This window comes from Novosphingobium sp. SG919, assembly GCF_012932495.1.
In the GTDB taxonomy this organism is placed as follows: Bacteria; Pseudomonadota; Alphaproteobacteria; order Sphingomonadales; family Sphingomonadaceae; genus Novosphingobium; species Novosphingobium rhizosphaerae.
Genome location: NZ_JABCNG010000002.1, coordinates 400,411 through 427,298 on the forward strand (window position 1 = coordinate 400,411; position 26,888 = coordinate 427,298).

General features: G+C 65.5%; 22 protein-coding genes. 13 read left to right on the forward strand and 9 right to left on the reverse strand.

The annotated features are described in order from the left end of the window. Positions 1-66: 66 nt before the first annotated feature. Positions 67-864, reverse strand: coding sequence for an SDR family oxidoreductase (locus FHT19_RS11850; RefSeq protein WP_168557401.1), 798 nt, complete (start codon positions 862-864; stop codon positions 67-69). 151 nt (positions 865-1,015) lie between these two features. On the opposite strand from FHT19_RS11850, the gene FHT19_RS11855 reads away from it, so the two are divergent. Next, positions 1,016-1,777, forward strand: a complete 762-nt coding sequence (locus FHT19_RS11855; RefSeq protein ID WP_169475277.1) for an SDR family oxidoreductase — start codon at positions 1,016-1,018, stop codon at positions 1,775-1,777. A 55-nt stretch (positions 1,778-1,832) separates the two neighbouring features. On the opposite strand, the gene FHT19_RS11860 is transcribed toward FHT19_RS11855, so the two are convergent. Next, the gene (locus FHT19_RS11860) at positions 1,833-2,864 is read right to left on the reverse strand and encodes an NADP-dependent oxidoreductase (RefSeq protein ID WP_169475278.1); all 1,032 of its coding nucleotides are present in this window, start codon (positions 2,862-2,864) and stop codon (positions 1,833-1,835) included. Positions 2,865-3,062: 198 nt separating this feature from the next. Here FHT19_RS11860 and FHT19_RS11865 point away from each other — a divergent pair, with 198 nt between their 5' ends. Then, positions 3,063-5,369, forward strand: coding sequence for a TonB-dependent receptor (locus tag FHT19_RS11865; protein WP_248290425.1), 2,307 nt, complete (start codon positions 3,063-3,065; stop codon positions 5,367-5,369). 35 nt (positions 5,370-5,404) lie between these two features. Continuing rightward, entirely contained in the window at positions 5,405-6,184 is a 780-nt protein-coding gene (locus FHT19_RS11870) for an SDR family oxidoreductase (RefSeq protein WP_169475279.1), read from the forward strand. A 25-nt stretch (positions 6,185-6,209) separates the two neighbouring features. On the opposite strand, the gene FHT19_RS11875 is transcribed toward FHT19_RS11870, so the two are convergent. Continuing rightward, on the reverse strand, positions 6,210-7,001 hold the full coding sequence (locus FHT19_RS11875) for a ThuA domain-containing protein (protein WP_169475280.1): 792 nt from the start codon (positions 6,999-7,001) through the stop codon (positions 6,210-6,212). Then, positions 7,001-7,429, reverse strand: coding sequence for a nuclear transport factor 2 family protein (locus FHT19_RS11880; RefSeq protein WP_168557396.1), 429 nt, complete (start codon positions 7,427-7,429; stop codon positions 7,001-7,003). Before FHT19_RS11880 ends, FHT19_RS11875 begins: the two co-directional genes overlap by 1 nt. Positions 7,430-7,752: 323 nt before the next feature. On the opposite strand from FHT19_RS11880, the gene FHT19_RS11885 reads away from it, so the two are divergent. Both FHT19_RS11885 and FHT19_RS11890 read left to right on the forward strand, forming a co-directional pair. Beyond that, the gene (locus FHT19_RS11885; RefSeq protein ID WP_169475281.1) at positions 7,753-9,219 is read left to right on the forward strand and encodes a GH1 family beta-glucosidase; all 1,467 of its coding nucleotides are present in this window, start codon (positions 7,753-7,755) and stop codon (positions 9,217-9,219) included. A 4-nt stretch (positions 9,220-9,223) separates the two neighbouring features. Continuing rightward, on the forward strand, positions 9,224-10,219 hold the full coding sequence (locus FHT19_RS11890; RefSeq protein WP_169475282.1) for an alpha/beta hydrolase: 996 nt from the start codon (positions 9,224-9,226) through the stop codon (positions 10,217-10,219). 185 nt (positions 10,220-10,404) lie between these two features. Here FHT19_RS11890 and FHT19_RS11895 read toward each other — a convergent pair whose 3' ends face one another. Next, the gene (locus FHT19_RS11895) at positions 10,405-10,782 is read right to left on the reverse strand and encodes a Rieske (2Fe-2S) protein (RefSeq protein WP_168557393.1); all 378 of its coding nucleotides are present in this window, start codon (positions 10,780-10,782) and stop codon (positions 10,405-10,407) included. 11 nt (positions 10,783-10,793) lie between these two features. After that, positions 10,794-11,828 (reverse strand): NADP-dependent oxidoreductase, encoded by a 1,035-nt coding sequence (locus FHT19_RS11900; protein ID WP_169475283.1) that lies wholly within the window; start codon positions 11,826-11,828, stop codon positions 10,794-10,796. A gap of 143 nt (positions 11,829-11,971) precedes the next feature. Between FHT19_RS11900 and FHT19_RS11905 the strand changes: the two genes are divergently transcribed. The 4 genes from FHT19_RS11905 to FHT19_RS11920 all read left to right on the forward strand — a co-directional run bounded on the left by FHT19_RS11905 (position 11,972) and on the right by FHT19_RS11920 (position 17,762). Continuing rightward, the gene (locus FHT19_RS11905) at positions 11,972-12,379 is read left to right on the forward strand and encodes a nuclear transport factor 2 family protein (protein ID WP_168557391.1); all 408 of its coding nucleotides are present in this window, start codon (positions 11,972-11,974) and stop codon (positions 12,377-12,379) included. 21 nt (positions 12,380-12,400) lie between these two features. Then, entirely contained in the window at positions 12,401-13,591 is a 1,191-nt protein-coding gene (gene bktB, locus FHT19_RS11910) for a beta-ketothiolase BktB (protein WP_169475284.1), read from the forward strand. A 108-nt stretch (positions 13,592-13,699) separates the two neighbouring features. Next, positions 13,700-15,076, forward strand: a complete 1,377-nt coding sequence (locus FHT19_RS11915) for a malonyl-CoA decarboxylase (RefSeq protein ID WP_169475285.1) — start codon at positions 13,700-13,702, stop codon at positions 15,074-15,076. Between the two features lie 295 nt (positions 15,077-15,371). Beyond that, positions 15,372-17,762 (forward strand): TonB-dependent receptor, encoded by a 2,391-nt coding sequence (locus tag FHT19_RS11920; RefSeq protein ID WP_169475286.1) that lies wholly within the window; start codon positions 15,372-15,374, stop codon positions 17,760-17,762. 158 nt (positions 17,763-17,920) lie between these two features. Here the strand turns inward: FHT19_RS11920 and FHT19_RS11925 are convergent, their stop codons facing one another. Both FHT19_RS11925 and FHT19_RS11930 read right to left on the reverse strand, forming a co-directional pair. Continuing rightward, positions 17,921-19,453 (reverse strand): carboxylesterase family protein, encoded by a 1,533-nt coding sequence (locus FHT19_RS11925; RefSeq protein WP_169475287.1) that lies wholly within the window; start codon positions 19,451-19,453, stop codon positions 17,921-17,923. A gap of 1 nt (position 19,454) precedes the next feature. Continuing rightward, a complete protein-coding gene (locus FHT19_RS11930; RefSeq protein WP_169475288.1) occupies positions 19,455-20,981 on the reverse strand; it encodes a malonyl-CoA synthase in 1,527 nt (508 codons plus the stop codon). Positions 20,982-21,108: 127 nt separating this feature from the next. On the opposite strand from FHT19_RS11930, the gene FHT19_RS11935 reads away from it, so the two are divergent. The 4 genes from FHT19_RS11935 (at position 21,109) to FHT19_RS11950 (ending at position 25,673) form a co-directional block, all read left to right on the forward strand. Continuing rightward, positions 21,109-21,789, forward strand: coding sequence for a GntR family transcriptional regulator (locus FHT19_RS11935; RefSeq protein ID WP_168557385.1), 681 nt, complete (start codon positions 21,109-21,111; stop codon positions 21,787-21,789). Positions 21,790-21,833: 44 nt separating this feature from the next. After that, positions 21,834-22,214, forward strand: a complete 381-nt coding sequence (gene madL / locus FHT19_RS11940) for a malonate transporter subunit MadL (RefSeq protein ID WP_169475289.1) — start codon at positions 21,834-21,836, stop codon at positions 22,212-22,214. Continuing rightward, positions 22,192-22,968, forward strand: coding sequence for a malonate transporter subunit MadM (gene madM, locus FHT19_RS11945; protein ID WP_246866267.1), 777 nt, complete (start codon positions 22,192-22,194; stop codon positions 22,966-22,968). Before madL ends, madM begins: the two co-directional genes overlap by 23 nt. Before the next feature lie 347 nt (positions 22,969-23,315). Further along, on the forward strand, positions 23,316-25,673 hold the full coding sequence (locus FHT19_RS11950; RefSeq protein ID WP_169475290.1) for a TonB-dependent receptor: 2,358 nt from the start codon (positions 23,316-23,318) through the stop codon (positions 25,671-25,673). Positions 25,674-25,689: 16 nt separating this feature from the next. Here FHT19_RS11950 and FHT19_RS11955 read toward each other — a convergent pair whose 3' ends face one another. Further along, complete coding sequence (locus FHT19_RS11955; protein ID WP_168557382.1) at positions 25,690-26,790, reverse strand: DUF475 domain-containing protein; 1,101 nt, start codon at positions 26,788-26,790, stop codon at positions 25,690-25,692. Positions 26,791-26,888: the final 98 nt, after the last annotated feature.

The following is a 26,888-nucleotide window of genomic DNA, read 5'->3' on the forward strand; positions in this document are numbered from 1 at the left end:
GGAGGGGGAGTATCAAGCAAAAGCCCTCGCCTCTCTAGAGGAGAGGGTTGGGGGTGGTGCGAAACCTTAAACTGCCCCGGCCATCGCGGCGGCCATTTCTTCGCGCGTGGGGTTGCGGCGCAGCGTGAGGCCGCCGTTCACCTGCAGGTTTTCCCCGGTCATGAAGCATTCGTCGCTGGCCAGGAACACGGCGGCGGCGGCGATGTCGTCGCTGGTGCCGATGCGGCCCAGGGGATAACCGGCGAGGAAACTGTCGAACAGGCCGGGCACGCCCTTGGCGTCAGCGGTCATCGGCGTTTCGGTCAGGCCCGGCGAGATCGAATTGGCGCGAATGCCTTCCTCGCCGAATTCATGCGCCACGCAGCGCACCACGTGATCGGTTCCGGCCTTGGTGCCCATGTAGGCGGCGTGGTCGTTGAGCATGATCGTCGCTGTGGCGCTGCTGATCTGGATCAGGCTGCCGCCCGCGCCGCCGCGGCTGCGCGCCATCTTGCGGATCATCGCCTGGCAGAACTGAAACGGGCCCACGTATTGCAGGGCGGTGATCGCGTCCAATTCCGCGCGCGTCGTATCCAGGAACGGCTTGAGCAGGCCCCAGCCCGTGGCATTCACGGCAATGTCGATCCCGCCCATCGCGGCCACGGCGGCGTCGGCCATGGCGGCAAGGCTTTCCTCGCTGGTGATGTCGCACGCGGCCCAGTGGCAGGCGTGGTCCGTGGCGAATTGCGCCAGCACGCTTTCCTTGCGCCCGGCCACGAGCACGCTGGCCCCTTCGTCGAGAAACCGGCGGGCGATATGCTGGCCCATGTTGCCTGCGCTGCTCGCGCCCAGAACCACGGCGCGCTTGCCGTTCAACCTGCCCATCGTGCTCTCCCGCCTGGCGTTTGTTGCCGCTTGCTATCACAGGCCGTCGCGCGCCATTCCTCTCCAAAAGGGCAGTGGAGCGCGCGCCGCGCGATGGGCCAGTCTGCAGCCAAGTATCATGGCGCGGTTCGCGCGTGGAAGGAACGAGAACATGGATCTGGGACTCAAGGGGAAAAAGGTGATCCTCACCGGCGGCAGCCGTGGGATCGGCCGCGCCACGGTGGAACTGTTCGCCGCCGAAGGCGCCGATGTCGCCTTCTGCTCGCGCAATGCCGACCAGGTGGCCGAAACCGCCGCAGCACTTGCCCGACATGGCGGCAAAGTGGTGGGCACCCCGTTCGACATGGAAAGCGGGCACGATGCCTATCGCGCCTGGCTGGCTGACGCGCGCGACGCGCTGGGGGGCTGCGACATCTTCGTGCCGATGATTTCCACCAGTGGTGCCGGCGCCACCGGCGATTGGCAGAAAAGCCTGGATTACGACATCATGGGCCTAGTGATCGGGGTGGAAGTGCTGGAAGACGCGCTGGCCGCATCGGGCGAGGGCAGCGTGGTCGTGACAGCCAGCACGGCGGGCGTGGAAACCTTCATCGTGCCCCAGGGATACAATGCGCTCAAAGGCGCGCTGCTGGTGCACGCCGGGCAATTGAGCCAGTCGCTGGGCCCCAAGGGCATCCGCGTCAACTGCGTGTCGCCCGGGCCGATCCGCTTTCCCGGCGGCAATTGGGAAGCGATCGAGGGGCTCATGCCCGAGCTTTATGCCAGCACGCAGGCGCAGTTCGCGCTGGGCCGCTGGGGTGGGCCCGAGGAAGTGGCGCGCAGCGTGGTGTTCCTGGCCAGCCCGGCGTCTTCGTTCACCACCGGGACCAACGTGGTGATCGACGGCGGATATACCAAGCGCGTGCAATTCTGAGGGCGCTGGCGGCGGGGTGTTGCTTGGGCCCTGCGAAGGGCCCAAGCAGCTGACTTTAATCCACCGCCAGCACCAGCTTGCCGGTGTTGGCGCCGGAAAACAGGCGCATGAACGCGTCATAGGCGTTGTCCAGGCCGTGCTGGATATCCTCGTCCACGCGCAGGCGGCCTTCGCCGATCCATTGCGCCACCACGGCGCCACCTTCGGCAAAGCGCGGCACATAGCCCGCGATGAGGAAGCCCTTGATCGTCGCCTGCTTGACGATCACCTGCCACAAGTTGCGGATGCCGATCTTTTCAGGCGCGTTGTATTCGCTGATCAGCCCGCACAGCACCACCCGCGCGTGTAGCGCCAGGTTCAGCAGAACCGCGTCCATGACGTCGCCGCCGACATTCTCGAACAGGATATCCACGCCCTGGGGGGCCGCTGCGGCGATTTCGGCCGACAATGCGTCCACGCTCTTGGCGCCGGACGCGCTTTTGTAGTCGATCGCCACGTCGAACCCGTAGTCTTCCACCAGGCGGCGGCATTTTTCCGCGCCGCCGGCAATGCCGATCACGCGCAGGCCCAGGATCTTGCCGATCTGCCCGACCATCGAACCCACCGCACCGGCCGCGCCGGTGACCAGCAGGGTTTCTCCGCTGCGCGGCGCGGCGGCGTCGGTAAGGCCGAAATAGGCCGTCAGTCCCACGGCACCCACGGCGGAAAGATAGCGCGACGGACTATCGACAATCGACACGTCGATCTTGCTGGTAAAGCCGCCCGGGGTGACGACCGAATAGTCTTCGATGGCATTGAGACCCAGAACCCAGTCGCCTGCAGCGAAATCGGGATTGCGCGACTCGTGCACCACGCCAACGGTCGTGGCGCGCACGGCATCGCCCAGGGGGATGGGCGGCATGTAGCTGGGCGCATCGTCCATCCATCCGCGCTGCGCCGGATCGAGCGAGACGAAGCGATTGCGCACCACCATACCCCCTTCCGGAGCGCTGGGGACGGGCGTTTTTTCCAGGCGGAAATCGTCGCGCGTGGGGGTGCCATGGGGGCGGCGTGCCAAGATAAAGCGGCGGTTTTCCAAAGCGTTCATCCGTCTCTCCCAAGTCCTTGCGGGGCCCTGGCCAGCATTGCGCGCCGGCCGGGCGAACAGGCCGGAATGCTTGGCCCAATCGTGCCACCACGCACCTATGATTTGTTGCAGTAGGTTGGCGTGGCCACACCCGACTAGGTTCACACCATCAAAGGGCAAGAACCCTTCGCCAAAAAAGATCCTAGGGGGAGTGAGAGGATGAAAGGCTGCTTTGGCAACCGTGTTGCGTGCGTGCTTCTGGCCGGAATCAGCTTGCCGCTGATGCCGGGGCTGGCCTTGGCCGAAGAGGCACCAAATCCACAGACCGCGCCGCAGCCTGAACCGCCGCAGGCCGGCACGGAGGTGTCGCAGGATACCAACGCGATCATCGTCACCGCCCGCCGCCGCGCGGAATCGCTGCAGACCACGCCGGTGGCGATCACCGCGGTGAATGCCGCGATGCTGGAAAACAAGGCTGCGGTGAACATCGGCGATTTGCAGGGCGCGGCGCCGGGCCTGCTCATCACCCAGCAGAATTCGGGCGCCCAGGCGGCCAACCTTTCGATCCGCGGCCTGACTTATGCCGATATCGAAAAGAGCCAGACGCCCACCGTGGGCGTGGTGGTGGATGGCGTGACCATCGGCACCAACACCGGCCAGTTGCAGGACGCGTTCGACATCGCCCAGATCGAAGTGCTGCGCGGCCCGCAAGGCACGCTGTTCGGCGCCAACACGATCGGCGGGGTGGTCAACATCACGCGCAGCAAGCCGACGATGACCGCCGGCGTGAAGGCCGAATTTACCTATGGCCGGTGGAATACCTGGTCGGGCAAGGCGATTGCCAACTTCGGCAATGGCGAGACCATGGGCCTGAAGCTGTGGTATTTCCACAATCAGACCGACGGGTTCTATCACAATGCCACGTTCAACCGCCCCGATGGCGGATCGAAGGGTGACAGCTTTGGCGGCACCGTGCTGTTCAAGCCGGCCGGGTCTGATTTCACGGCGCAATTCACCCTGGAAAACGTGATCCAGTCTTTCGCCCCGGCGGTGAGCAACCTGGCCAAGACCGGCGAAGTGTTCTGCGCGTTCGAACCGGCGCAGGAATGCAACCGCAACACCACCACCGACCTCTACACCACCTTTGGCCAGAGCGCGACGAGCACCTATCACGCGCCCGATGCCACGCTGGAAATGAACTATACGCTGGGCGGCGTGAAGCTCACCTCGATCACCGGCTGGCGCCATAGTGCCGAGCGGCAGACCCAGGATTTCGACGGATCGTCCACCGATCTCTATTATGTGGAACGCATTCAGAACTACACGCAATGGAGCCAGGAACTGCGCGCCGCCGGCAATCTGTTCCAGGGCTTCGACTATGTGGTCGGCGGGTTCTATTTCAACAGCAAGTACGATTTCAAGCAGTGCTCGCGCGTGTTCGGCTTCTCGCCCAACACCCCGCCCTGCACGTTCGATGCCGCGCCGCAGATCGAAAACGCCAAGTCGGAAAGCTATGCCGCCTTTGCCGATTTCAACTGGGCGGTGGTCGACAAGGTGCGCATCTCGTTCGGCGGGCGCTGGTCGCACGATTACAAGTATCTCGCCAATGGCTTCCTGGGCGCGCCGTTCCCGCCCGGCGCGGCCAACTTCTCGAAATTCACGCCCAAGGCCGGGATCGACTTCCGCCCGAATGCCGACACCATGCTCTATGCCAGCTGGTCGCGCGGCTATCGTTCGGGCGGGTTCAGCCCGCGCGCGGGCGATGCCAACTATGCCACCAAGCCGTTCCAGCCCGAAACGCTCGATTCCTATGAAGTGGGCGCCAAGCTCGACTTGTTCGATCACCGCCTGGCGATCAACCTGGCCGGCTATATCTCCGATTACAAGAACATGCAGCAGAACACGACGATTCCGTGCACCTGCTCCACCGGCAACCAGACGATCACTAGCAATGTGCCGGGCGGCGCGCTGATCAAGGGTATCGAGTTCGACGGGTCGCTGCGCGTCAGCTCTGCTTTCAAGATCACGGCTTCGGCGGCGCTGATGCAGTCGCACTTCCGCCGCTTCGTGGTGGGTGGCCTGGTCGGCACCACGATCACGCCGTTCGACTATACCGCCAACCGCCTGATCTATGCGCCCACGTTCTCGGGCTCGCTGAGCGGGGATTACACCTTGCCCACCGATTTCGGCAGCGTGGTGACCTCGCTCTCGTGGCGGCACATCAGCCCCTATGACGAGCAGATCTCGATCGCGTCGAGCGCGGCTGGCACCACGGCGCTGGGCACCACCGGCCAGATCGTGAGCGGCAACGATCCGCGCGTGCGCACGGTGACGCAGGACCTGGTCGATGCCAGCCTGACGGTGAATTTCAAGCTCAACAAGGCCGATGCCTATTTCCGCGTGTTCGGGCGCAATCTGGCCGACATCCGCACCACCACGCACGCGTTCACCGTGGCCGGGCTGTGGTCGTTCGGCATGGCGCTGGAGCCGCGGACTTATGGCGGCACCATCGGCATCAAGTTCTAAGGACCGGGGGCGGTCTGCATGAGAAAGGAAGCAGTATGAAGCGCTTGGAAGGCAAAGTCGCCCTCATTACCGGTGGGGCATCGGTGCCTGGCCTGGGCAGTGCCACCGCGATCCGCTTTGCCCAGGAAGGGGCACGGATCTATCTCACCGATCGCGACCTGCCCGGCGCGGAAAAGGTGGCGCAGTCGATCCGCGATGCGGGCGGCGTGGCCACCGCGCTGGCCCACGATGTGACGTCGGAAGCCGATTGGGACCGGGTGATCGCCGCGATCGATGACGCCGAAGGCGTGCTCGACGTGGTGGTCAACAACGCCGGCATCGCCGTGCTGGGCGAATTTGACAAAGTGACCACGGCCGACTGGCTCAAGCAGAACGACGTCAATCTCAACAGCGTGTTCCAGGGCACGCAGCGCGCTTTCGTGATGATGCGCCGCCCGGGCGCCGATGGCCGCGCGCGGGGTGGATCGATCATCAACATCTCGTCCGTCGCCGGGCTGATCGGCGTGCCGGGCTGCGCGGCCTATGCCGCCAGCAAGGGCGGGGTGCGCCTGTTTTCCAAGGTCGTGGCGCTGGAAGGCGCGGTCGATGGCATCCGCTGCAACACCGTGCACCCCGGCATGATCGCCACGAACATCCAGGGCGTGGCGCTGGAAGACAATGCCGCCAATTACGATGCGGTGATGGCCATGGTGCCGATGGGATACATGGGCGCGCCCGAAGACATCGCCAACATGAACCTGTTCCTGGCGTCTGACGAAGCGCGCTACATCACCGGCGCCGAATTCGTGGTCGATGGCGGGATGACCGCGCGCTGAGTGTTTGGGCCTGGGTGGCGGGGTTTCAATGCCCTGCCACCCAGCGCATCGCATTGTGTACCAGCGTGCGATAGGCGTCGTTCTCCCAGGCGCCGGGGCCGTCACCCGGCTGGAGATAGACGAGCCGGCTGGCCAGCGCCTGTTTCGCCCAGCCGATCAGCGGCGGAACGGGCGGATGGTCCCAGCCATGGTTGGCAAACATCTGCCCACGCACGGCCAGGTCTGCCGACCAGAAGTCGTCGCGCGTGAACGGTGCATCGCTGGTCAGGAGCGGCACCACATCGTCGGCAAAGACTTGCGCCAGATAGAGTTCGTCCTGCAACGCGAATTGCGGCGGCACGCCCTGCGTAACCGGGTGGGGTTGCGTGGTGGCGGTATAGGCCACGTCGTGGCGATAGCCGCTGTCGGGCACAGGCGCGCCGCGCACCAGGGCCGGGCGATAGAGGAACTGGCCGCCCAGCCATTCGTGATATTCGGCCCAGGTCGGCCAGGCCGCCAGCGCATGATGCAGCGCCACCACGCCCTTGCCCTGTTGCAGCAGCGCGCGAAAGCCGGCCTGCAGTTCCGGCGTGGGGTCGACGAAGGCAGGCGGTTCCGCTGCCTCGAAATCCAGGCCGGGCATGTCATAGAGCACCAGCACGTCGAAATCGCGCATCCCTTGCGGGTTCATCAGCAGCGCAGCCGCGGGCTGGTCCACCATGGTGGCCGAAACGCCGTCCATCGCCTGGAACATGGCATCGAAGCCGGTGCGATCGAACGGATGGCCGCGCACCGCAACCAGTGCGCGCAGTGCCGCATGGTGCCGGATGATCGGCATCAGAGGCCCTTGGGTGCGATCTGCCGGTGGATGTTGCGGAACGTGCGCGCGCGGAAATACCAGCGGCCGTCGATCCTGACGCATTCGTCGTCATATTGCCCGCGATCGCGGTGCACGCCATCGGGCCAGTCATAGACTTCGGCGGTGTAGGATCGCATCGTGGCCCGGTCCCCCTCCACCACGATGCTGCCGGGCCAGGCTTCGAACATGATGCCGGGATAGTGCTGCATCGCCTGGGTCCACATCGCCACGATGGCATCGCGGCCATGGGTGGTGCCGATCTCGGGATAATCGGGAAGCGACCACTGCGCGTCTTGCGCCCAGGTTTCGCCCCAGGCCTGCGCATCGCAGCGCGTGACCGCATCGGCATAGGTTTCGAGCAACTCGCGCAGCGCCAGGCGATCTTCGGCGGGGCCGGTAAAGGGCATGCAGGTCTCTCCCGTTATGGCTTTGCCGGCCAGCATAGCCCGCTGCGGGCAGGCGGGCGCCTAGCGCATTGCACAGGCGGTGCCTGGCGGGGGGCTTCGACAAGCTCAGCCCGAACGGATTTCAAGGAAACCACTCCCGTTCCGCGTGCGTGAGGGGTTGGGGGAGGGCTTGTTCCCTAAGACCGACCCAGCCCAGAGCATACCTTTGCGTAAAACTCGGGCATTGTCATGCACGGCAATGATAGCGTAACCATTGCCGATGACACGGGGATTTGGAACGGCGCCGACGCCGCGCCCCGGCTTACCTTGAGGAAGAGGATAGCATGAGCAGAATCAGCCGTCGCGATCTGGGCCGTGGGCTGGGCGTTGCCGCCCTTGGCGCAACTGTTGGCGGCGTGCCGCCGGTGCTGGCGCAAGCGGCGCCTGCAGGCGGGACGGGCGTTGGTGGGGGCGCCGGTGCATTTCCGGCCGATTTCGTGTGGGGCTGCGCCACGGCGGCCTATCAGATCGAAGGCGGCGTCAAGGAAGACGGACGCGGGGCGACCAACTGGGACGTGTTTGCCCATACGCCGGGCAAAGTGGCGCAAGGCGCCACCGGCGACGTGGCGTGCGACAGCTATCACCGTTATCCCGAGGATATTGCCCTGCTCAAGGCGCTGGGCGTGAAGGCCTATCGCTTCTCCGTGGCCTGGTCGCGCATTTTCCCCGACGGGAAGGGCAAGCCCAATGCCAAGGGGCTGGATTACTACAACCGCCTGGTCGACGGGCTGCTGGCGGCCGGGATCACCCCGCATGTCACCCTGTTCCACTGGGACTTGCCCGCCGCGCTGCCCGGCGGCTGGCAGAACCGCGATACGGCGCTGGCCTTTGCCGACTATGCCGGGTTCATGGCCGGCAAGCTGAGCGACCGGGTGAAGCATTTCATGACGGTCAATGAACTGCGCTGCTTTACCGATCTGAGCTATATGACCGGGGGCAAGGCGCCCGGCCTCAAGCTGCCGATGGGCGAAGTGAACCAGGTGCGCCACCACGGCGTATTGGCACATGGCCTGGGCGTGCAAGCGATCCGCGCCCATGCCAAGCCGGGGACGCAAGTGGGCCTGGCCGACAACGCCACGATCTTTGTGCCCGCGATCGAAACGGCCGAGCATATCGACGCGGTCAAGCGGGCGGTGCGCGAGGAAAACGCCATGTTCCTCACCGCGATCATGGAAGGCCGCTATATCGACAGCTACCTGGCGGCCCAGGGCAAGGATGCGCCCAAGGTGCAGGCCGGTGACATGGCCGCGATCGGCAGCCCGCTCGATTTCGTGTCGGTCAATATCTATACCGGCAACACCGTGCGCGCCGATGCGACCAAGCCCGGCGGCTATGAAATCCTGCCCCACCTGCCGCAATCGCCGCGCATGGCTTCGCCCTGGCTCTATGTCACGCCCGAAGTCATGTATTGGGGCCTGCGCACGATCCACGAGTTGTGGCAGCCCAAGGCGGTCTATGTTTCGGAAAACGGCTGCTCGGCCGATGATCCGGTGGCGGCGGACGGCAAGGTCTATGACGCCGACCGCGTGATGTACTTGCGCAATTACCTGACGCACCTGCAACGCGCGGCGCGCGAGGGGCTGCCGGTCAAGGGCTATTTCCTGTGGAGCCTGATGGACAATTTCGAGTGGGAGGATGGCTATACCAAGCTGTTCGGCATCCACCATGTCGATTTCGCCACGCAGAAGCGCACGCCCAAGATGAGCGCGGACTGGTATCGCCAGCTCATCGCCACCAATCGCCTGGTGTGATGCGATGAGCGATCTGCAGCCTTCGCGCCGCGCCTTGCTGGGCGGCATGGCCGCGCTGGGCGTGGCGGCCGCCGCCGCTGCGCAGAAGGCCAGCGCCGGCCCCACCGCGATCCATTACAGCGGGCCATCGCTGCCGCTTTGGCCCGGCGCCATCCCCGGCGCGCCGCGCGTGCTGCCCCAGCGGCGGATCGAGCAGCGCAGCCAGAGCGCCGATTTCGATGATCGCTGGCTCTATGGCGTGGCCGCGCCCACGCTGGAAGTGCGGCGCCCCGCGTTCCAGGATGGCTCTGCGGTGATCCTGGTGCCGGGTGGCGGCTATGGCTTTCTTTCCATCGACAACGAGGGCGAGGAGCAGGCCCGCTGGCTGACCCAGCGCGGCGTGACCTGCTTCATCCTTTACTATCGCCTGCCCGGCGAAGGCTGGGCCAATCGCGGGCTGGTGCCCTTGCAGGACATGCAGCGCGCGGTGCGCCTGGTGCGCCATCGCGCCGGCGAATTCGGCGTCGATCCGGCGCGCCTGGCCGTGCTGGGCTTTTCCGCTGGCGGGCATCTGGCGGGTAGCGCAATCACGCGCTTTGCCGAAAAGACCTATGCCCCGGTGGATGCGGCCGATACGCAATCGGCACGGCCCGATCTGGCCGGGCTGATCTATCCGGTGATCACGCTGAGCGAGGCCTTCGTCCACGCCGGATCGCGCGACAATCTGCTCGGCGATGGCGCCAGCGCGGCGGCCACGCAGGCCGCCTCGGTGGAGCGGCTGGTGAGCGAGGGCACGCCGCCCACGTTCCTGACCGCTGCATCCGACGATGGCCTGGTGCCGATCCAGAACAGCCTGGCAATGTATCAGGCCCTGCTGGCCAAGGCGCGCCCTTGCGAATTCCACGGCTTCGACCAGGGCGGCCACGGCTTTGGCGCACGCTTGCCCCAGCCGGTGCCGGCTCACGCCTGGCCTGACCTGTTCCATGCCTTTGGTGTGCGACACGGGGTGTTCAAGGGCTGAGGTGTCTGGCTTCCTGGCCCCGTTTGCAGCGCCGTTGCGCAAGCGGGCTTTGATAAGCTCAGCCCGAACGGAATTCAGGAGGATTTTACTCAAGCTCCGTTCGCCCTGAGCCTGTCGAAGGGCATTCCCGCAACGCTCGCGCAAAAGGCCTCCACAAGCCGGCCCGGCCTGAACCCAAACTTGCCTCAGCCCGGCAATTCCACCGGCGTTTCGTCCATGCCCGGCGGCGTGGCAGGCACCGCAACTTCCACCACGCCATTGGCCACGCGCACGGGGAAGCGGCGCAGGGTGGGGTAGGCGCCGCCGATGCAGCGGCCATCGGCCAGGTCGAAGCGGGCGCCGTGCAGCGGGCACATCAATGCGCCGCGCCGGATGCGCCCCGTGGAAAGGCGCGCGGCGGCGTGGGTGCAGCGGTCGTTGACGGCGACGATGTCATCCTCGAAGCGGGTGAGCAGCACTTGCCAGCCGTTGACGGCGTGCACGGTGGCCTGGCCTTCGGCAATGGCGTCTTCCGTGGCGACTTGATGCCACACCTGGTCTTCCACGCGATCCTGCTCCGTCATACCTGTTCCGCTTATACTTCCACGAGCGTTTTGCCGATGGTCTGCCCCTGCATCAGCGCGATGAAAGCGCCCGGCAGGCTTTCGAAACCATGGTGCACGTTTTCCAGCGGCACAAGCTGTCCGCTGCGATGCAGTTCATCAAGCGTGGCCTGCGCCTGCGCCAGCCGGTCGGCATGGTCGTAAGTGAGAAAGCCGCGCATCGTCAGCCGCTTGACAACCAGTTGCCACAACTGCGTGACACCGTGGGGATGATCGGCATCGTTGTATTGCGCGATCATGCCGCACAGCGCGATGCGCCCGCCTTCGCGCATGCGCGGCAGGACCAGATCGAGCAGCGGGCCGCCTACGTTGTCGAAATAGACGTCGAACCCCTGCGGCGCGGCGGCGTCGAGCGCCTGGCCGAGTGCCTCTGGCGTGCAGCGATGGTCGATCGCCGCCTCTGCGCCGATATGACGCACCAGCGCGGCCTTTTCCGGGCCACCGGCCAGGCCGACCACGCGGCAGCCCAGCGCGCGGGCCAGTTGCACCACGGTGCTGCCCGTGGCCCCGGCGGCCGCGCTGACGAGCACGGTCTGCCCGGCCTGGGCCAGCCCCACGGCCACCAGGCCGACCCAGGCTGTCAGCCCCACCGGCCCGAGCGCGCCCATATAGGCGCGCAGCGGCACGCCCGGCTGTGGCGAGACGCGCTCCAGCCCCAGCGCATCGGGCCCGATGACAAAGTGATCGGACCATGTGCCCAGCACGCGCAGCAGCGTGCCCACCGGCCAATCGCCATGGCGCGAGGCCACCACTTCGCCCAGCGCCATGCCGGTGATCGGCGCGCCCAGCGCCACGGGCGGCAGGTAGGACGGGCGATCATCAAGGAAGCCGCGGATTGCCGGATCGACCGAGCCGACCCGCATGCGCACCAGCATCTGCCCATCGCCCGGCACCGGCATTGCCGTTTCGACAAGGTCGAAGCAATCGGACGTGGGCACGCCGGCGGGGCGGCGGCGCAGCACGATGTGGCGCACCGTGGCCGGCAGTTCTGGCAGGGTTTCGGGCATCCGTCTTCCGTCGTTGTTCGTTCTGGCTATGGTTCTTGATAGGGCCTTGCCGCCCCAAGGCGCTCTAGCTTTTTCGCTAGGTGGCGCATGGCCGGGGTGGGGCGATGATGGCGCAACACCAAACCGGGAGAGGAACGCGCGCCATGACGCCTGCCCAGATGATCGCCTTCGTCGATGAACTCTATGGCCTGACGGGCACCGGCCAGTGGGACGCGGCCGCCGCGCGGCTGACCGATGATTTCGTGGTGGTGGAAGCGCCTGGCCTGCCCATGGCGGGTGCCTATCACGGGCGCCACGCGCTGCGCGAACTGTTCGAGAAAGTCATGGGCCTGATGGACGTGGTGGCGATGGACCGGGTGGAAACCACCGCTGGTGCCGACCATGCCGTGACGATCCTGTCGTTGCGCTTTGCCGATCCGGCGCTGGCCCCGGCGCAACTGTGTGAAGTGTTCCGGTTTCGCGAGGGCAAATGCTGCGCGATCACGCCCTATTATTTCGATCCGGCGCCCGTGCTGGCCGCCACCGCCGCCAAGCGCGCTGCGCTGGCCTGACATCCAAGGACGTTGAAGACCATGACCGAGCAGCCTGACGACATCATGATCCTGGGCGCGGTGCGCACCGCCATCGGCGATTTCGGCGGTGCCCTCAAAGGCATTGCTGCGGCAAACCTGGGGGCGCGGGTCCTGGCCGAAGCGGTGCGCCGTGCCGGCCTGGCCCCGGAAGATGTGGGCCATGTGGTGATGGGCCAGGTCATTCCGTCGAGCGGGAAGGACGCCTATCTCGCCCGCGCGGCCGCGCTCAAGGCCGGTATTCCGGTGGGCGTGCCGGCGCTCACCGTCAATCGGCTGTGCGGCTCGGGCCTGCAGGCGATCATCTCTTCGGCGCAGATGATGAAGTTGGGTGAAGCCGATATCACCCTGGCGGGCGGCGCGGAAAGCATGTCGAGCACGCCCTATCACGATCATGGCCAGCGCTGGGGCCGCAAGATGGGTGATGGGACGCTGGTCGACGCATTGGTGGAGACGCTGTCCGACCCGCTCGACGGTTGCCATATGGGGATCACCGCCGAAAACGTAGCCGAGCGTTATGGCATCTCGCGCGAAGACCAGGATGCCCTGACCGTGCAAGGCCACGCCCGCGCGCTGCGCGCCATTGCCGAGGGGCGCTTTGCCGAGCAGATAGTGCCGATCGAGTTGGTTACGCGCAAGGGCACCACGCTGTTCGACACCGACGAGCACCCGCGTGCCGGAACCACGGCCGAAGGGCTGGCCGCGATGAAGCCGGTTTTCCGCAAGGGCGGCACGGTTACGGCCGCGAACGCCAGCGGCATCAACGATGGCGCTGCGGCGATGGTCCTGGCCCGGCGCGAGGTGGTGGAGGCGCGGGGCCTGGCGCCGCTGGCGCGCATCGTCAGTTGGGGCCATGCCGGGGTGGACCCAGCCTTCATGGGCATTGGTCCGGTCAAGGCCGTGCCGATCGCGCTGGCGCGGGCCGGGCTGACTCTGGCCGATATCGACGTGATCGAGGCGAACGAGGCCTTTGCCGCGCAGGCGCTGGCCGTGGCGCGCACGCTGGGTTTCGATCCGGAGCGCGTCAATCCCAATGGCAGCGGCATTGCCCTGGGACACCCGGTTGGCGCGACCGGCGCGATCCTGGTGGTCAAGGCGGCGCACGAATTGCGCCGCACCGGCGGCCGTCTGGCACTGGTCACGATGTGCATCGGCGGCGGGCAAGGTATCGCAATGGTGATCGAGGCGGCCTGATTACATGCAATAGGCGTGATTTTCACGTTTCGTGTATGCCAGATCAGGCAATTATGATGTATCGTATATCCATCGGCCTGATTCTGGCCCTTGGGAGATGCGTGCGCCATGCCGTTCGAGCGATCGGGCCTTGCCCGCGACATTCTGGAAAGCCTGTTCCAGCGCTGGCGGCGTTCCGGCCGCCAAGCCGTTGCGCCGGCGCCCGCGCTGGCCGATGCGCCCCTGATCGATCGCGCGGCCGCCTTGCTGGAAGAGCGCAGCCAGTCTTCGGGCGTGCATCTGGCAGCCGAAATCCTCGACGCCTATGCCGAACTCGACGAGGCGGGGCGGCATGATTTCCTGCGCGCGCTCGGCACGCGGTTTGCCCCCGATCCCGGCGCGATCCGCGCGGCGCTGGCGGCTTATGATGCCGATCCCACCCCGGCCCGCCTGTCGGCCGTAACCCACGCGGCGGAGGCGCCGCGCCAGGAAGTCTTGCGGCGGTTGAACCAGGCGAGTGCGGGCACGGCAAGCCTGGTGGCGATGCGGGCCGATCTCTTGCGGCTGCTGCCCCACGATCCGGCGTTGGCGGCGCTGGAGGATGACATGGTGCATCTCTTGCGGTCGTGGTTCAACCGGGGCTTTCTGGTGTTGCGCCGGATCGACTGGAGCAGCCCCGCCGATCTGCTGGAGCGGATCATCCGCTATGAAGCGGTGCATTCCATCGCCACGTGGGACGATCTGCGCGCCCGCCTGCTGCCGCCCGATCGCCGGTGCTATGGCTTTTTCCATCCCGCGCTGGGCGATGAGCCTTTGATCTTCGTGGAAGTGGCGCTGTGCGCGGATGTGCCGGATTCGATCCCCGCGCTCCTGGCCCAGGACCGCGCGGTGCTCGATCCCCAGGCGGCGCGCGTTGCGGTGTTCTATTCGATCTCCAACTGCCAGGCGGGGCTGGCCGGCATCAGCTTTGGCCAGTTCCTGATCAAGCAGGTGGTCGAAGACCTGGGTGCCGAATTCCCGAACCTTGCCACCTATGTCACGCTCTCGCCCATCCCCGGCTTTGCGCGCTGGCTCAACAGCGCAGGCGAGCGGGGCGACGCTGCGGCCGTCGACGCGCTGGCGCAGGGCTTGCCCGATCCATCGTGGCGCGAGGACGATCCGCGCCGGCAAGCGCTGTTGCGCCTGGCCGCGCGCTATCTGCTGGCCGAACGCGATGCCAAGGGCCGCCTGCGCGATCCCGTCGCGCGTTTCCATGTGGGCAATGGTGCGCGGGTGGAGCGGCTGTGCTGGCTGGCCGATCCCGGCCCGCGCGGCATGGCGCAGTCCCACGGGCTGATGGTCAATTACCTCTATGACCTCGCCAGCGTCGAAGCCAATCACAATGCCTATGCACGGCACCGCGTGGTCAACGCCAGCAGCCCGCTGCATGCCCTTTTGGCGGATCGGCAAAGCCGCGGCACGGACAAGCGCGACTCCCGGGCTAGATTGGTCGATCAATCTGCCTGACCGGATCGCAACGGGCTTTGCCCGGCGGGCATGCGCGGTCCGGCACGTGCCGCTGCTCCGGGTAAGAGGCGCATTCGGTTTCGCGGACGTAAAATACTGTTTCCAAGCAGGTACGCGCCGTTCCGGCTGCCGCGCAGGGGTCTCAACTGCGCCGCGGATTCATGGGTTTCGCCCAGAAACCATCCCTTCTGTGGATGGGTTTGGATAAATCCTATCTATTTTACTTCTAATTGGAAAGGAGGCATTGCCGATTTGGTCAGGCCAAATAGCCGGCCACGATAAGAGGGAGGATCCTGTGCGCAAACTCTATACCGCGGCTCTGTCGTCTGCGTCGGTGCTCTGTGCACCCGTGGCCATGGCGCAGTCCACCACTGCCCAAGACGCCGTCGCGGGGGAAGCCGCTGCGCAAAGTGGCGAAATCATCGTGACCGCCCAGCGCCGCAGCGAAAGCCTGCAGCGCGTGCCGGTGAGCGTTACGGCGCTGTCCAAGGATGCGCTCAGCGCGCAGAACCTCAACGATCTCACGCAAATCTCTCGCGCGGCGCCGTCGCTGCAAGTGGGCGTGGACAATTCCTTTGCGGTGCGCGGCATCGGCACGCTGGCCTTTGCCGGCACGATCGACAGCAGCGTGGCCATCGCCATCGATGACGTGAACCTGGGGCGTCCGGTCCTCAACAGCCCGCTGCTCAACGACCTGGCGCGCGTCGAAGTGCTGAACGGGCCGCAGGGCCTGTTGTTTGGCAAGAACGCGTCGGCCGGCTTGCTCAACATCGTCACCGCGCGGCCCAAGCTGGGCGACTATTCCAGCGCCACCAACCTTGAACTGGTCAGCCGCGACAAGCCGTCGGAATCGGGCAGCGCCTTTGGCGTCATTGCACGCGAGACGCTGAACATCCCGGTGACGGCGAATTCGGCGCTGCGGCTGAGCGGCCTCTATTCCTACCAGGAACCCGCCACCACCCACGTTGGCACCTATGCGCCGGGCACGCGCCACGATCTGAACGTCACCAGCTTTTCCTTCAAGGGCAAGTACCTGGCAGAGCTGACCGACCAGCTCACGTTCTATGCGATCGGTGACTACAACGAAAACCACGGTATCGCGGGGATTTTCGACAACACCTATCGCCAGGTCGACGCGACCAGCACCAACCTGCCGTCGCTGAACGCCGCGGGGATCACGCCGGGATCGCGCAATTTCCTGTTCGGGGGCGAAGCGAACCAGTTTCGCGACATCAAGACCGGCGGCGCGCAGGGCCAGCTGTCCTATCGCCTGGCTTCGGGCATCGAGATCAGCAACCTGTTTGCCTGGCGGTTCTATACCCAGAACCAGGCAGTGGATGGCGATTACCTGCCCGGCAATGGGCTCAACACCAATGCGTCCCAATCGCGCTATGACCAATATTCCAACGAGTTGCGCGTGGCGCTTCCGGCCGAGAACCGGCTGAGCGGGCAAGTCGGGCTCTATTGGTTCAAGTCCAAGCTCGATCTGGCGCGCCAGCTTGCCGGCAACAGCTATCTGTCGGATACGGCGGCGCAGGGCTATCCCTTCTGCGTCGGCGCCGTGGCCGTTCCGGGCGCCAACCCGCCGACTTGCGCGCGCAGCAACGTGGCGCAAGTGGGCAGCGATCGCAACTATGTGCAGAACACGCAAAGCTATGCCGGTTTCGGCCAGCTCACCTACAAGGTGGTCGATGGCTTGCAACTGATTGCCGGCGGCCGTGTCACCCACGACAAGATCGACCTGGTGCTGGCCCAGAACCAGTTGAACTACTACCAGGCATTGGGCGGGCCGCGCGGTACGTTCTCGTCCAGCTATGCCAACACCGATTTCAGCTGGAAGGCCGGCGCGCAGTTCCAGGCAACGCCCACGATCATGTTCTACGGCTTCTATGGCCGGGGCTACAAGGGGCCCGGGTTCAACGACAGCTTCCCCACGGCGACGGCCGACGTGGTGGTGCGGCCCGAAACCTCGCGCACGGCCGAAATCGGCGTGAAATCGAGTTTCCTCAACCGCAAGCTGACGATCAACCTCTCGGCCTTCCACACCAAGTTCGACAACTTCCAGGTGCAGTCGTTCAACGCTGCCCTGGCGACGTTCCAGGTGCAGAACGCAGCCAGCGTCACGTCGAAGGGGATCGAGGCGATGGTGATCGTGGCGCCGTTCACCGGCTTCACGCTGACCAGCTCGGCCTCGCTGCTGTCGTCCAAGTTCGACAGCTTTGCCGGTGCGCAGTGCTATCCCACGCAAACCACGTATGGTTGTTCGGCCACCCAGGCGACGTTCGATGCGGCGGGGCTGACGCTGCCGGCAGCGCCGCGCTTCACCTCCACCATGCTGGCGCGCTACGAAGTGCCGCTGGAAGGAACGGTGAAGCCGTTCATCCAGGGCAACTGGTACCATCGCTCGTCGATCAACTACACCGTGAACCAGGCGCCCGGCGCCACGGTGGGCGCGATCGACGTGTTCGGCGCGAGCATCGGTGCCAAGCTGTCCAACCGGCTGGAAATCTCGGTGTTCTGCAAGAACTGCACGAACGAGATCAATCCGACGTCGATCGGCGTGGATTCGGGGGATTCGAACGCGCGCAATTCGCGGGGCCAGTCCACGCCGAAGCTGTCCTATACCCAGCAGTTCGGGCTGGATTCGGTGCGCTCGTTCGGCCTCAACCTGGGCATGAATTTCTAGAGCGCGATCGACTTTGACTGCGTCAAAGCCGGCGCTCTACCATTTTGATTTGCCGCATTTTCCGAGTCGGCAGGTGATTCCACCTGCCTTGAAAATGCTCTAAGCTCCCGACCAGGCGAAACCCGGCAACGGCCGTGCAGGCGTTGCCGGGTTTCGTCCTATTCGCCCCAGATCTGCCGTTCCACACCATCGGGATCGCTGGCGATCGCCGGCGCATGGTCCAGCACCATGGTGGCGTGCGCCTTGGCATCATAAGTGTGCCAGGCGGGAAGACCCGGGCCGGCCGGCGCCTGTCCCTGCACAAAGCGCAGCATGGCACCGTGCATGGCGTTGACCAGTGGCTGATCGGTCGCGGAAAGCCCGAGGAACTGGGCCATGCCCTTGCTGTTCACATGGTCGAAGGTGAACGGCACGTCGAGCACGTGGGGGCTGTGGCCCTTGAACGGGCCGCCGGGTGCAGGATACGTCAGGCGATAGCGCCACACCGGTGTGCCATGGCTGGCCTGGGCGGCCGCCAGGCGCAGGCAGGGCATGCCGTATTCCTCTGCCGTGAGCAGGCGCCAGTGGCGTTCGGGCACCGAAAGCTCGGGAAAGGCCTGGGCATAGGCCGCATCGAGCGTGGTCATCTGCTCTATCGTGGCATTGGACAAGGCTTGCGGCTTGATCGGGCCGGCGGCGTCCTGAGGCGCGATGAACAGGCGGCTTTCATCGGCATTGCTGCCGATCAGCAGCGGCACGCGCGGCGCTTGGCCGGCGCGCAGCCGGGCGAGCGGAACCATGGGCAGCACCTGGCCATCGACCATCGGCCGGAACGGGAAATTGCGCGGCCAGGCGGCCTTGGCGGCTTCCTGCGCAGCAAGCAATTGCGCGGTCGGCGCGGTGAGCAGCTTGTCTGCCCCGCCCAGCTTTTCGGCCAGGACACGGGCAAAGGCCTCGGCCTCGGCGCGGGTGTGCACCGTCTGGCCGCCGCCGCTGAAAATCGCGGCGCGGGAATAGAGCGTGTCGGCCATGGGCATGCCCAGCAGCGTGCCCACGTTCTTGCCCCCGGCGGATTCGCCGGCAATGGTGATGCGGGCCGGATCGCCACCGAAGGCGGCAATATTGGCGCGAACCCAACGCAGCGCCAGCACCAGATCGCGCATGCCGTTGTTGGCACTGCCCGCGTATGCCGCGCCGAGCAACCCGCCGGTTTCCAGGAAACCCAGCGCGCCCACGCGATAGTTGACCGTCACCGCCACCACGCCATCGGCGGCAAAGCGGTCGCCGGCGGTGAGCGCTTCGCCGCTCCACCCCGTTTCGTTGCCGCCGCCGTGGATATAGACCAGCACCGGATGGCGGCCGGGCGCGGTGGGCGCCCAGATGTTGAGCGCCAGGCAATCTTCGCTCATCGTGCCGGCGAACGGCATCATGCCCGCGCGCTGGGGGCAGACCGGGGCGGGCGCGGTGGCATCCCATAGGCCGGGCCAGCGCGGCGCCGGGCGCGCTGGGGCAAAGCGGGCCGCGCGGCCATAGGGAATGCCGGTGAACACGCGCACGCCATCGGCCAGCTTGCCGCGCACCGCGCCACCGGTGGTGGCGATGGTGAGGCCATCGCCCATGGCCATGGCAAAAACGCCCGGTGCGTGGGCTAGCAAGGGCGCGGCGGCGATCAAGCCCAGCGCTTCGCGGCGGGCGAGTGTGGCGCCGACCATATCAGTTCACCTTTGCCGCAAAGAGATCGGCGTGGGCTTCACGCAAGGCTTTCTTCTGGATCTTGCCCATGGTGTTGCGCGGCAGTTCGGGCACGAAGATCACCCGGCGCGGCTGCTTGAAGCGGGCCAGTTCCCCTTGCAGCGCGGCCAGCACGGCGGCTTCGTCAAGCGCGGCATCGCGCGCCTGGACCACGGCCACCACGCCTTCGCCCATGTCCGGGTGGGGCACGCCGATTACCGCGCTTTCCGCAATGCCGGGAATGGCATCGATCAGCGCTTCCACTTCGGCCGGATAGACATTGAACCCGCCGCAGATGATCAGGTCCTTGGCCCGGCCGACGATGGAGACATAGCCCGCGGCGTCGACCACGCCCATGTCGCCGGTGATGAAAAAGCCATCGGCGCGCAATTCCTCGGCAGTCTTTTCCGGCATCTGCCAATAGCCCTTGAACACGTTGGGGCCGCGCACCTCGATTCCGCCGACGGCGCCCTGCGGCAGGACCGCGCCAGTATCTGGATCGGTGATGCGCAGTTCCACGCCGGGCAGCGGCAGGCCCACGCTGCCGGGAATGCGTGGCCCCTCATAAGGGTTGGACGTATTCATGTTGGTTTCGGTCATGCCATAGCGTTCGAGGATGGCATGGCCGGTGCGGGCGGAAAATTCCTTGTGCGTTTCGGCCGAAAGCGGGGCCGAGCCGGAGACGAACAGCCGCATGTGCGCCACCAGATCGCGGGTAAAGGCAGGGTCGGCCAACAGGCGGGTGTAGAAGGTGGGCACCCCCATCAGCACGCTGGCGCGCGGCATCATGCGGATCAGTTCGGCCACGTCGAATTTGGGGCACAGGATGATCGCGCTGCCCGCCGCGATGGTGATGTTGGTCGCCACGAACAGCCCGTGGGTGTGGAAGATCGGCAGCGCGTGGAGCAGCACGTCATCTGCGGAAAAGCGCCAGTAATCCTTGAGGGTGAAGGCGTTGGAGGCAAGGTTGGCGCGGGTGAGCATGGCGCCCTTGGACCGGCCGGTGGTGCCCGAGGTATAGAGAATGGCAGCGAGGTCTTGCGGGCCTACGGCGTGCGGCGCGGGGTTCGCGCCGTGGGCAGAGAGGCCCGGAACCAGCGTGCCTTCGCCCGCAGCGCCCAGCGTGAGCCGCGTCGGCACGCCGAGTTCGTCGCACAGCGCGGCCATTGCCGCTTCGTCCTGCGGGCGGTGGATGAACAGCGCGGGGGCTGCGTCGCTCAGGAAAAACCGCACTTCGGCCGGGGTATAGGCGGTGTTGAGCGGCAGATAGACCGCGCCGATGCATTGCGCGGCGAGATAGGTGAGCAGCGCGTCGGCGCTCTTTTCCACCTGCACGGCCAGCCGGTCGCCCACTTGCACGCCTGCGGCGCGAAACAGGCCGGCCATCTGTCCACAACGCGCCAGCGCGGCACCATAGGTGATCACGGAAAGATCGGGCAGGATCAGGAATGGCGCATCGGGCGCCGCCAGAGCGCGGGTTTGGAAAGTGGCGAACAGATCCTGCTCCATGGTGATCCCTTTGTTGGTCGGCTTCTTTGTCGGACAGCTGGCCGTTGGTACATACATGATGGTTGAATAGCCTTCTAGTGTATGCAAGATGTGTTGTGGAGAAAATTTGCGCATGCAGGATAATCCGATGAACGCGGCCGAGGAAGCCCCCAGCCTGCTCCTTTCCGAGCGCATCCGCATCGCGCTCGCCGACGAGATCACCGCCGGCAGCCTGGGGCCGGGCGCCACGCTTGACGAGCAGCAGATCGGTGATCGGTTCGGCGCTTCGCGCACGCCGGTGCGTGAGGCGATCCGCCAGCTGGCGGCCGTAGGCCTGGTGGAAATGCGCCCCCGGCGCGGCGCGGTGGTTTCCGGTTTCACCACGCAGCGCATCATCGACATGTTCGAGATGAGTGCCGAGATCGAGGCGATGTGCGTGCGCCTGGCGGCCTATCGCATGAACCCGATGGAGCGCAGCCGCCTGGCGCAGTTGCACGAGGATTCCCTCGCGATGGTCGAGGCGGGGGACATCGACGCATATGACCGCATGAACTGGTCGTTCCACCAGGTGATCTATGAAGGCACCCACAACGCCTTCATCGCCGAACAGGCCATGACCTTGCGCGATCGCATGGCGGCCTTCCGCCGCACCCAGTTGCGCGAAACCGGGCGCCCGGTGCGCTCGCGCGCGGAACACGGCGATGTGGTGGCCGCGATCATGCGCAGCGATGGCGAGGAAGCGGCGCGGTGCATGCGCGCACACATGTTCAATGCCTCGATCGCGCTGGAACGCTTCACCGCCAAGCGCGAGGAATTGGGCACCGGCTGAGGCGCCAGGCGCCGCAACAACGAAAACGGGAGTGGGGTTAGGCAATGGCGATCTATGGAACGGCGCTTTTGGCGCTGTGCACCTTGTTGGGCGCGGCGTTGGGCGAATTGCTGGGCGTGGCGCTGCATGTGAAGGCCAATGTCGGCGGCGTGGGCCTGGCCATGCTGCTGCTGATCGCCGCCAAGGGCTGGCTCGCGCGGCGCGGCAAGCTTACCCCCGGCTTGCGCCTTGGCGTGGAATTCTGGGCGCTCATGTATATCCCGATCGTGGTGGCCATGGCGGCGCAGCAGAATGTGCTGGCCGCGGTGGAAGGCGGACCGATGGTGGTGATCGCCGGCGTAACGGCAGTGGCCCTGTGCTTTGGCCTGGTGGCCGTGCTGGGCCGGGCGTTGGATGGCCGTCATGGGGGCCGCAACGATGGGTGAGATCGCGCAAAAGATCGTGGCCGACCAGGGGCTGGTGCTGGCCTTTGCGCTGGTGGGCGCGTTGATGTGGGGCAGTGCTGCCATCTCGCGCTATCTTACCGCCGGGCGCATCCACGCCAGCGCCATCGCCATCCTGGCCGCGCTGGCCCTGGCCTGGTGGGGCGGCGTGTTGACCGGCGGCAAGAAAGGCCTGGCCGACGTGCCGGGCCTGGCCGGGCTGGCCCTGATGGGCGGTGCGATGCTGCGCGATTTTGCGATCGTCGCCACCGCGTTCGAGGTTGACGTGATCGAAGCGCGCAAGGCCGGCCTGATGGGGGTGATTGCACTGGCGCTGGGCACAGTGGTGCCCTTTGCCGTGGGCGTGGGTGTCGCATGGAGCTTTGGCTATCGCGATGCCGTCTCGCTGACCACGCTCGGGGCTGGCACGGTCACTTACATCGTCGGGCCGGTTACGGGCGCTGCGCTGGGGGCATCGTCCCCGGTGATTGCCCTGTCCATCGCCACCGGCGTGCTCAAGGCCGTGCTGGTGATGACGTTCACGCCGATGGTGGCGCGGTTCATCGGCCTGGACAATCCGCGCAGCGCCATGGCCTTTGGCGGCTTGATGGGCACGGTCAGCGGCGTGGCCGGCGGCCTTGCTGCCACCGACCAGCGCCTGGTGCCCTATGGCGCGCTGACCGCCACATTCCACACCGGCATTGGCTGCCTGGTGTGCCCTTCGATCTTTTTCCTGATCGTGCGCGCCTTGGCTTGAACTGTATACGCAGGTTGCGCGCTTTCATCCCCGGCAGGCCTATTGCGGTCTTGCCAGGGATAATTTTGCGCCTCGCGTGCACATGGCTCTCACATTTGCCCGGTCTGGCATACAAAACACGATTCCGCGTTTGACAACGCCGTCATCCTGAAATACAAAATTACGAAATCGCCACAAACGGTATGCCAATCGGTCAATTTCGCCGAATCGAGCATACATAAGAAACAATGGTGATGCGGGAAGAAGGGTGTGATGGGGGCGGATTGCCGGCGCCGCAAAGGTGCGCGGCCGGCGCAGTGGCGCCTCTCTCATGCCGAAAACACAAGATGCCGGATGGGAGCAGACGCATGAAAGCCACCTTTGCACATTTGATTTCGGGCGACGCCTTGGCGATTTCCCTGGGCGCCCTGGCGCTGGCCAATCCGGGTGCAGCATGTGCGGCGGCGCCCGCGCCCGCGGCTCCCGCTGCCGCAGCGGCCGATGCGCCGCCCGCAGCGGTGACCGATATCGTGGTCACCGCGCAAAAGCGCAGCGAGCGTTTGCAGGATGTGCCCGTGGCGGTCAGTTCGGTCAGCGGCGACATGCTCAAGGCGGCCAATCTCACCAACATCACCGACATCCGTTTCCTGGCGCCCAGCGTGCAGTTTGCCGAATCCAACAGCGTGCGCGGCGAAGGCTTTGCCGTGCGCGGCGTGGGCACCTTTGCCTTTGCCGACGGCACCGAGCAAAGCGTGAGCGTGGTGGTCGATGGTGTGGTGCTGGGCCGCCCAGGCATGGGCACGGGTGACCTGGCCGACGTGGCGCAAGTGGACGTGCTGCGCGGTCCGCAGGGCATGCTCTTCGGCAAGGGCGGATCGGCGGGCGTGGTCTCGATCACCACGCGCAACCCCACCGACAAGTTCGAAGGCAGCGCGCGCGCCAGCTATGGCACCGACAATGAAACCAAGCTGGAAGGCGTGGTCAACGTGCCGCTGACCGACACCCTGGCCTGGCGCACCGCCGGCTATTTCAACCACCGCGATGGCTTCATCAAGAATGTATACACGGGCCAGACGCTGGGCGGGCAGAGCGAAGGCGGTTTCCGCACCAAGCTGCTGTTCAAGCCCGATGCCGATCTTTCGGTGCTCGCCTCGTTCGACTGGGGCCACCATTCGTCGGCCTGCTGCCAATCGGTGATCGTGGGCACGGTGGGCGCCGCTGCCAACAACTATGTGGTGCAGCGCCTTGCCGCCTATAACATCGTGCCCAGCCTGGATAACCGGGAAACCAACGTGGGCGGGCCGGTCTATCTCAACATGACGCAGTGGGGCGGCTCTTTGCAGATCGACAAGTCGATCGGCGATTATACGCTGACGTCGATCACCGCATTCCGCCGCTGGGTGCTGCAAGACAACACCGACACCGGTTTCACCGACACGCCGTTCTTCCCGGTGAACGGCGCCGACGAAGCGCAGCAGCAGTTGACCCAGGAAGTGCGCCTGGCATCACCCAAGCGCGGGCTGTTCGACTATGTCGCCGGGCTCTACTACTTCAACCAGAACCTCAAGGCGGCCTATCCGCAGCAGGGCCAACTGGGCCTTCCGGCGTCGAGCGCGGTCTATAGCCGCAAGGCGCAGCCCGATATCCAGACGTTGAACTATGCCGTGTTCGGCCAGGGCAACATCAACCTGTCGCGGCAGTGGAAGCTGATCGTGGGCGGGCGCTATACGCACGATGACCTGACCATGATCCGCTACAACCGCACGCTGGTCAGCCCCACGGACAACGCTTTTCCCGGTGCGCCGCCGCTTTCGTTCGACCAGACCACCTATCCCAGCAACCGCAAGGCGGATAATTTCAGCTACAAGCTGGGCACCGAATACAAGATCACGCCCGATGTCATGACCTATTTCACCTATTCGCGCGGTTACAAGGGGCCGGGCATTGGTCTGGTCAGCGGCTATTCGCTGGGCCAGCCGCTGTTTTCCAATCCGGAAATTCCGACCAACTATGAAGTGGGCTTGAAAACCGCGTGGTTCAACCGCCGCCTGGTCTTCAACATCGATGCCTTCACCACCGACATCAAGGATTTCCAGACCCAGGTGGCCACGCCGTTCATCTTCAACGGTACCAACCTGGCGATCCTGCAGATCGCCAACGCCGGCAAAGTGCGTACCCGCGGCATCGAGATGGACTTTTCCGCGCGGCCCAGCGACCGCCTGACGATCAGCGGGAACGCGGCCTATATCGATGCCAAGTTCGCCTATTTCCCCAACGGCACCTGCAACTATCCCACGCAACCCGGTTGCTTCCTGAGCACCACCATCCCCGGCACCACCACCACGGTGCCGGCCACGCGGTCCTTCAACAACACCGGCAATGTGCTGCCCAACAGCCCCAAGTTCACCTATTCGCTCAATGCCAATTATGATGTGCCGCTGACCGGGGCGATCACTGGTTTCGTCAAGGCGAACTACAACTATCGCAGCTCGGTGAATTTCAGTGCCAACGGCGATCCGCTGACCTTCCAGCGCGGCTATGGCATTGCCGGGGGCCAGGTCGGCGTGCGCGATGCCGACGGGCGCTGGAACGTGGCGGTCTTTGCCCGCAACCTGTTCAACACCCGCTTCGTCACCGCGATCAGTAACAATGGCAGCTACCAGACCGCGTGGCTCACCAGCCAGGCCATGCGCACCGTGGGCGTGCTGGCCGACATGAAGTTCTGACCCTTGACCCTGTCCCTCAGGTGATGTGCTGGCCGGGCAGCACATCACCGCTAGGCAGGATCACATCGGCTTCGCCCTGCTCCTCGTATTCATGGGGAAAGCGCTTGCGGTGCTGGATCGAGGCATAGAGCGACAGGCCGATGATCACCGCGCCGACCAGCCCGGTGACGACTTCGGGCACATGCACGCGGATGCTGATCAGCATGATCACCGAAAGCGCGACGATGGCATAGAACGCGCCCGGCTCCAGAAAGCGGAACTCGCTCAGGTGCCCGCCGCGCACCAGGGCCACGGTCATCGAGCGCACGAACATCGCGCCGATGCCCAGGCCCAGCGCGATCAGCAGGATATCGTTGGTGATGGCAAAGGCGCCGATCACCCCGTCGAACGAGAACGAGGCGTCGAGGAATTCGAGATAGACGAAGGCTGCCGCGCCCGAGCGCACGACTTTGCCGGTGGCAGAGTCTTCCTCGCCGCCCATCAGGTCACCGAACTTTTGCACCGCGAAATAAGTGGCGACGCCCGCCAGGCCGGCCATCAGGAACGTCTTCTGCTCGCCCTGCTGCAGCCAGAACGAGAGCGCGGCAACCACGATCGCGGTGACGATGTAGGGCGCGAGGGGCAGGCGCGCGACGGCTGCGAGCGGGCGTTCGATCAGCCCCAGCCAATGATGTTCGCGATCGGCATCGAAGAAGAACGAAAGACCCACCAGCATCAGGAAAGCGCCACCAAAGCCGGAAATGCCGATATGTGCGCCGGTCACGATCGCTTCATAGCGGGCATGGTCGGCAATCGCGATGCGCGCGGCTTCCCACGGGGAAACCAGCGCCGCGAACGAGACGATCAGGACGGGGAAGACGATGCGCATGCCGAACACCGCGATGATGATCCCCCAGGTGAGGAAGCGGCGCTGCCACACCGGGTCCATGTCTTTCAGGATCGAGGCGTTGACCACGGCATTGTCGAGGCTGAGCGAGGTTTCCATCACGCCCAGGACGGCGGCGATGAACACCATCGAGAGCGCCGGACCAAGCTGGCCGGTTTCGACATAGCCGAGCACCCCGGCGAGGATCAGGCAGACGACCGTGAAGATCATCGAGCCGCGAAAGGCTTGCATGGAGCGTGGCTCCCTCGTTGTGCGTTTTTGGGTCCCGCGCCGGACAGGCCGGCACGCTAGCCCGTTAACGGATTGGTGCCGCCGCGCCAACCGCATCG

Excerpts from the sequence above, each read along its gene's own strand:
- bktB (WP_169475284.1), top strand. The coding sequence starts at position 12,401 with ATGACCGAGCAGCCTGACGACATCATGATCCTGGGCGCGGTGCGCACC.
- FHT19_RS11905 (WP_168557391.1), top strand. The coding sequence starts at position 11,972 with ATGACGCCTGCCCAGATGATCGCCTTCGTCGATGAACTCTATGGCCTG.
- FHT19_RS11930 (WP_169475288.1), bottom strand. The coding sequence starts at position 20,981 with ATGGAGCAGGATCTGTTCGCCACTTTCCAAACCCGCGCTCTGGCGGCG.
- FHT19_RS11880 (WP_168557396.1), bottom strand. The coding sequence starts at position 7,429 with ATGCCCTTTACCGGCCCCGCCGAAGATCGCCTGGCGCTGCGCGAGTTG.
- FHT19_RS11850 (WP_168557401.1), bottom strand. The coding sequence starts at position 864 with ATGGGCAGGTTGAACGGCAAGCGCGCCGTGGTTCTGGGCGCGAGCAGC.
- FHT19_RS11950 (WP_169475290.1), top strand. The coding sequence starts at position 23,316 with ATGAAAGCCACCTTTGCACATTTGATTTCGGGCGACGCCTTGGCGATT.
- FHT19_RS11890 (WP_169475282.1), top strand. The coding sequence starts at position 9,224 with ATGAGCGATCTGCAGCCTTCGCGCCGCGCCTTGCTGGGCGGCATGGCC.
- FHT19_RS11865 (WP_248290425.1), top strand. The coding sequence starts at position 3,063 with ATGAAAGGCTGCTTTGGCAACCGTGTTGCGTGCGTGCTTCTGGCCGGA.
- FHT19_RS11885 (WP_169475281.1), top strand. The coding sequence starts at position 7,753 with ATGAGCAGAATCAGCCGTCGCGATCTGGGCCGTGGGCTGGGCGTTGCC.
- FHT19_RS11935 (WP_168557385.1), top strand. The coding sequence starts at position 21,109 with ATGAACGCGGCCGAGGAAGCCCCCAGCCTGCTCCTTTCCGAGCGCATC.
- FHT19_RS11860 (WP_169475278.1), bottom strand. The coding sequence starts at position 2,864 with ATGAACGCTTTGGAAAACCGCCGCTTTATCTTGGCACGCCGCCCCCAT.
- FHT19_RS11915 (WP_169475285.1), top strand. The coding sequence starts at position 13,700 with ATGCCGTTCGAGCGATCGGGCCTTGCCCGCGACATTCTGGAAAGCCTG.
- FHT19_RS11875 (WP_169475280.1), bottom strand. The coding sequence starts at position 7,001 with ATGCCGATCATCCGGCACCATGCGGCACTGCGCGCACTGGTTGCGGTG.
- FHT19_RS11855 (WP_169475277.1), top strand. The coding sequence starts at position 1,016 with ATGGATCTGGGACTCAAGGGGAAAAAGGTGATCCTCACCGGCGGCAGC.
- FHT19_RS11895 (WP_168557393.1), bottom strand. The coding sequence starts at position 10,782 with ATGACGGAGCAGGATCGCGTGGAAGACCAGGTGTGGCATCAAGTCGCC.
- FHT19_RS11925 (WP_169475287.1), bottom strand. The coding sequence starts at position 19,453 with ATGGTCGGCGCCACACTCGCCCGCCGCGAAGCGCTGGGCTTGATCGCC.
- FHT19_RS11870 (WP_169475279.1), top strand. The coding sequence starts at position 5,405 with ATGAAGCGCTTGGAAGGCAAAGTCGCCCTCATTACCGGTGGGGCATCG.
- madL (WP_169475289.1), top strand. The coding sequence starts at position 21,834 with ATGGCGATCTATGGAACGGCGCTTTTGGCGCTGTGCACCTTGTTGGGC.
- FHT19_RS11900 (WP_169475283.1), bottom strand. The coding sequence starts at position 11,828 with ATGCCCGAAACCCTGCCAGAACTGCCGGCCACGGTGCGCCACATCGTG.
- FHT19_RS11955 (WP_168557382.1), bottom strand. The coding sequence starts at position 26,790 with ATGCAAGCCTTTCGCGGCTCGATGATCTTCACGGTCGTCTGCCTGATC.
- madM (WP_246866267.1), top strand. The coding sequence starts at position 22,192 with ATGGGGGCCGCAACGATGGGTGAGATCGCGCAAAAGATCGTGGCCGAC.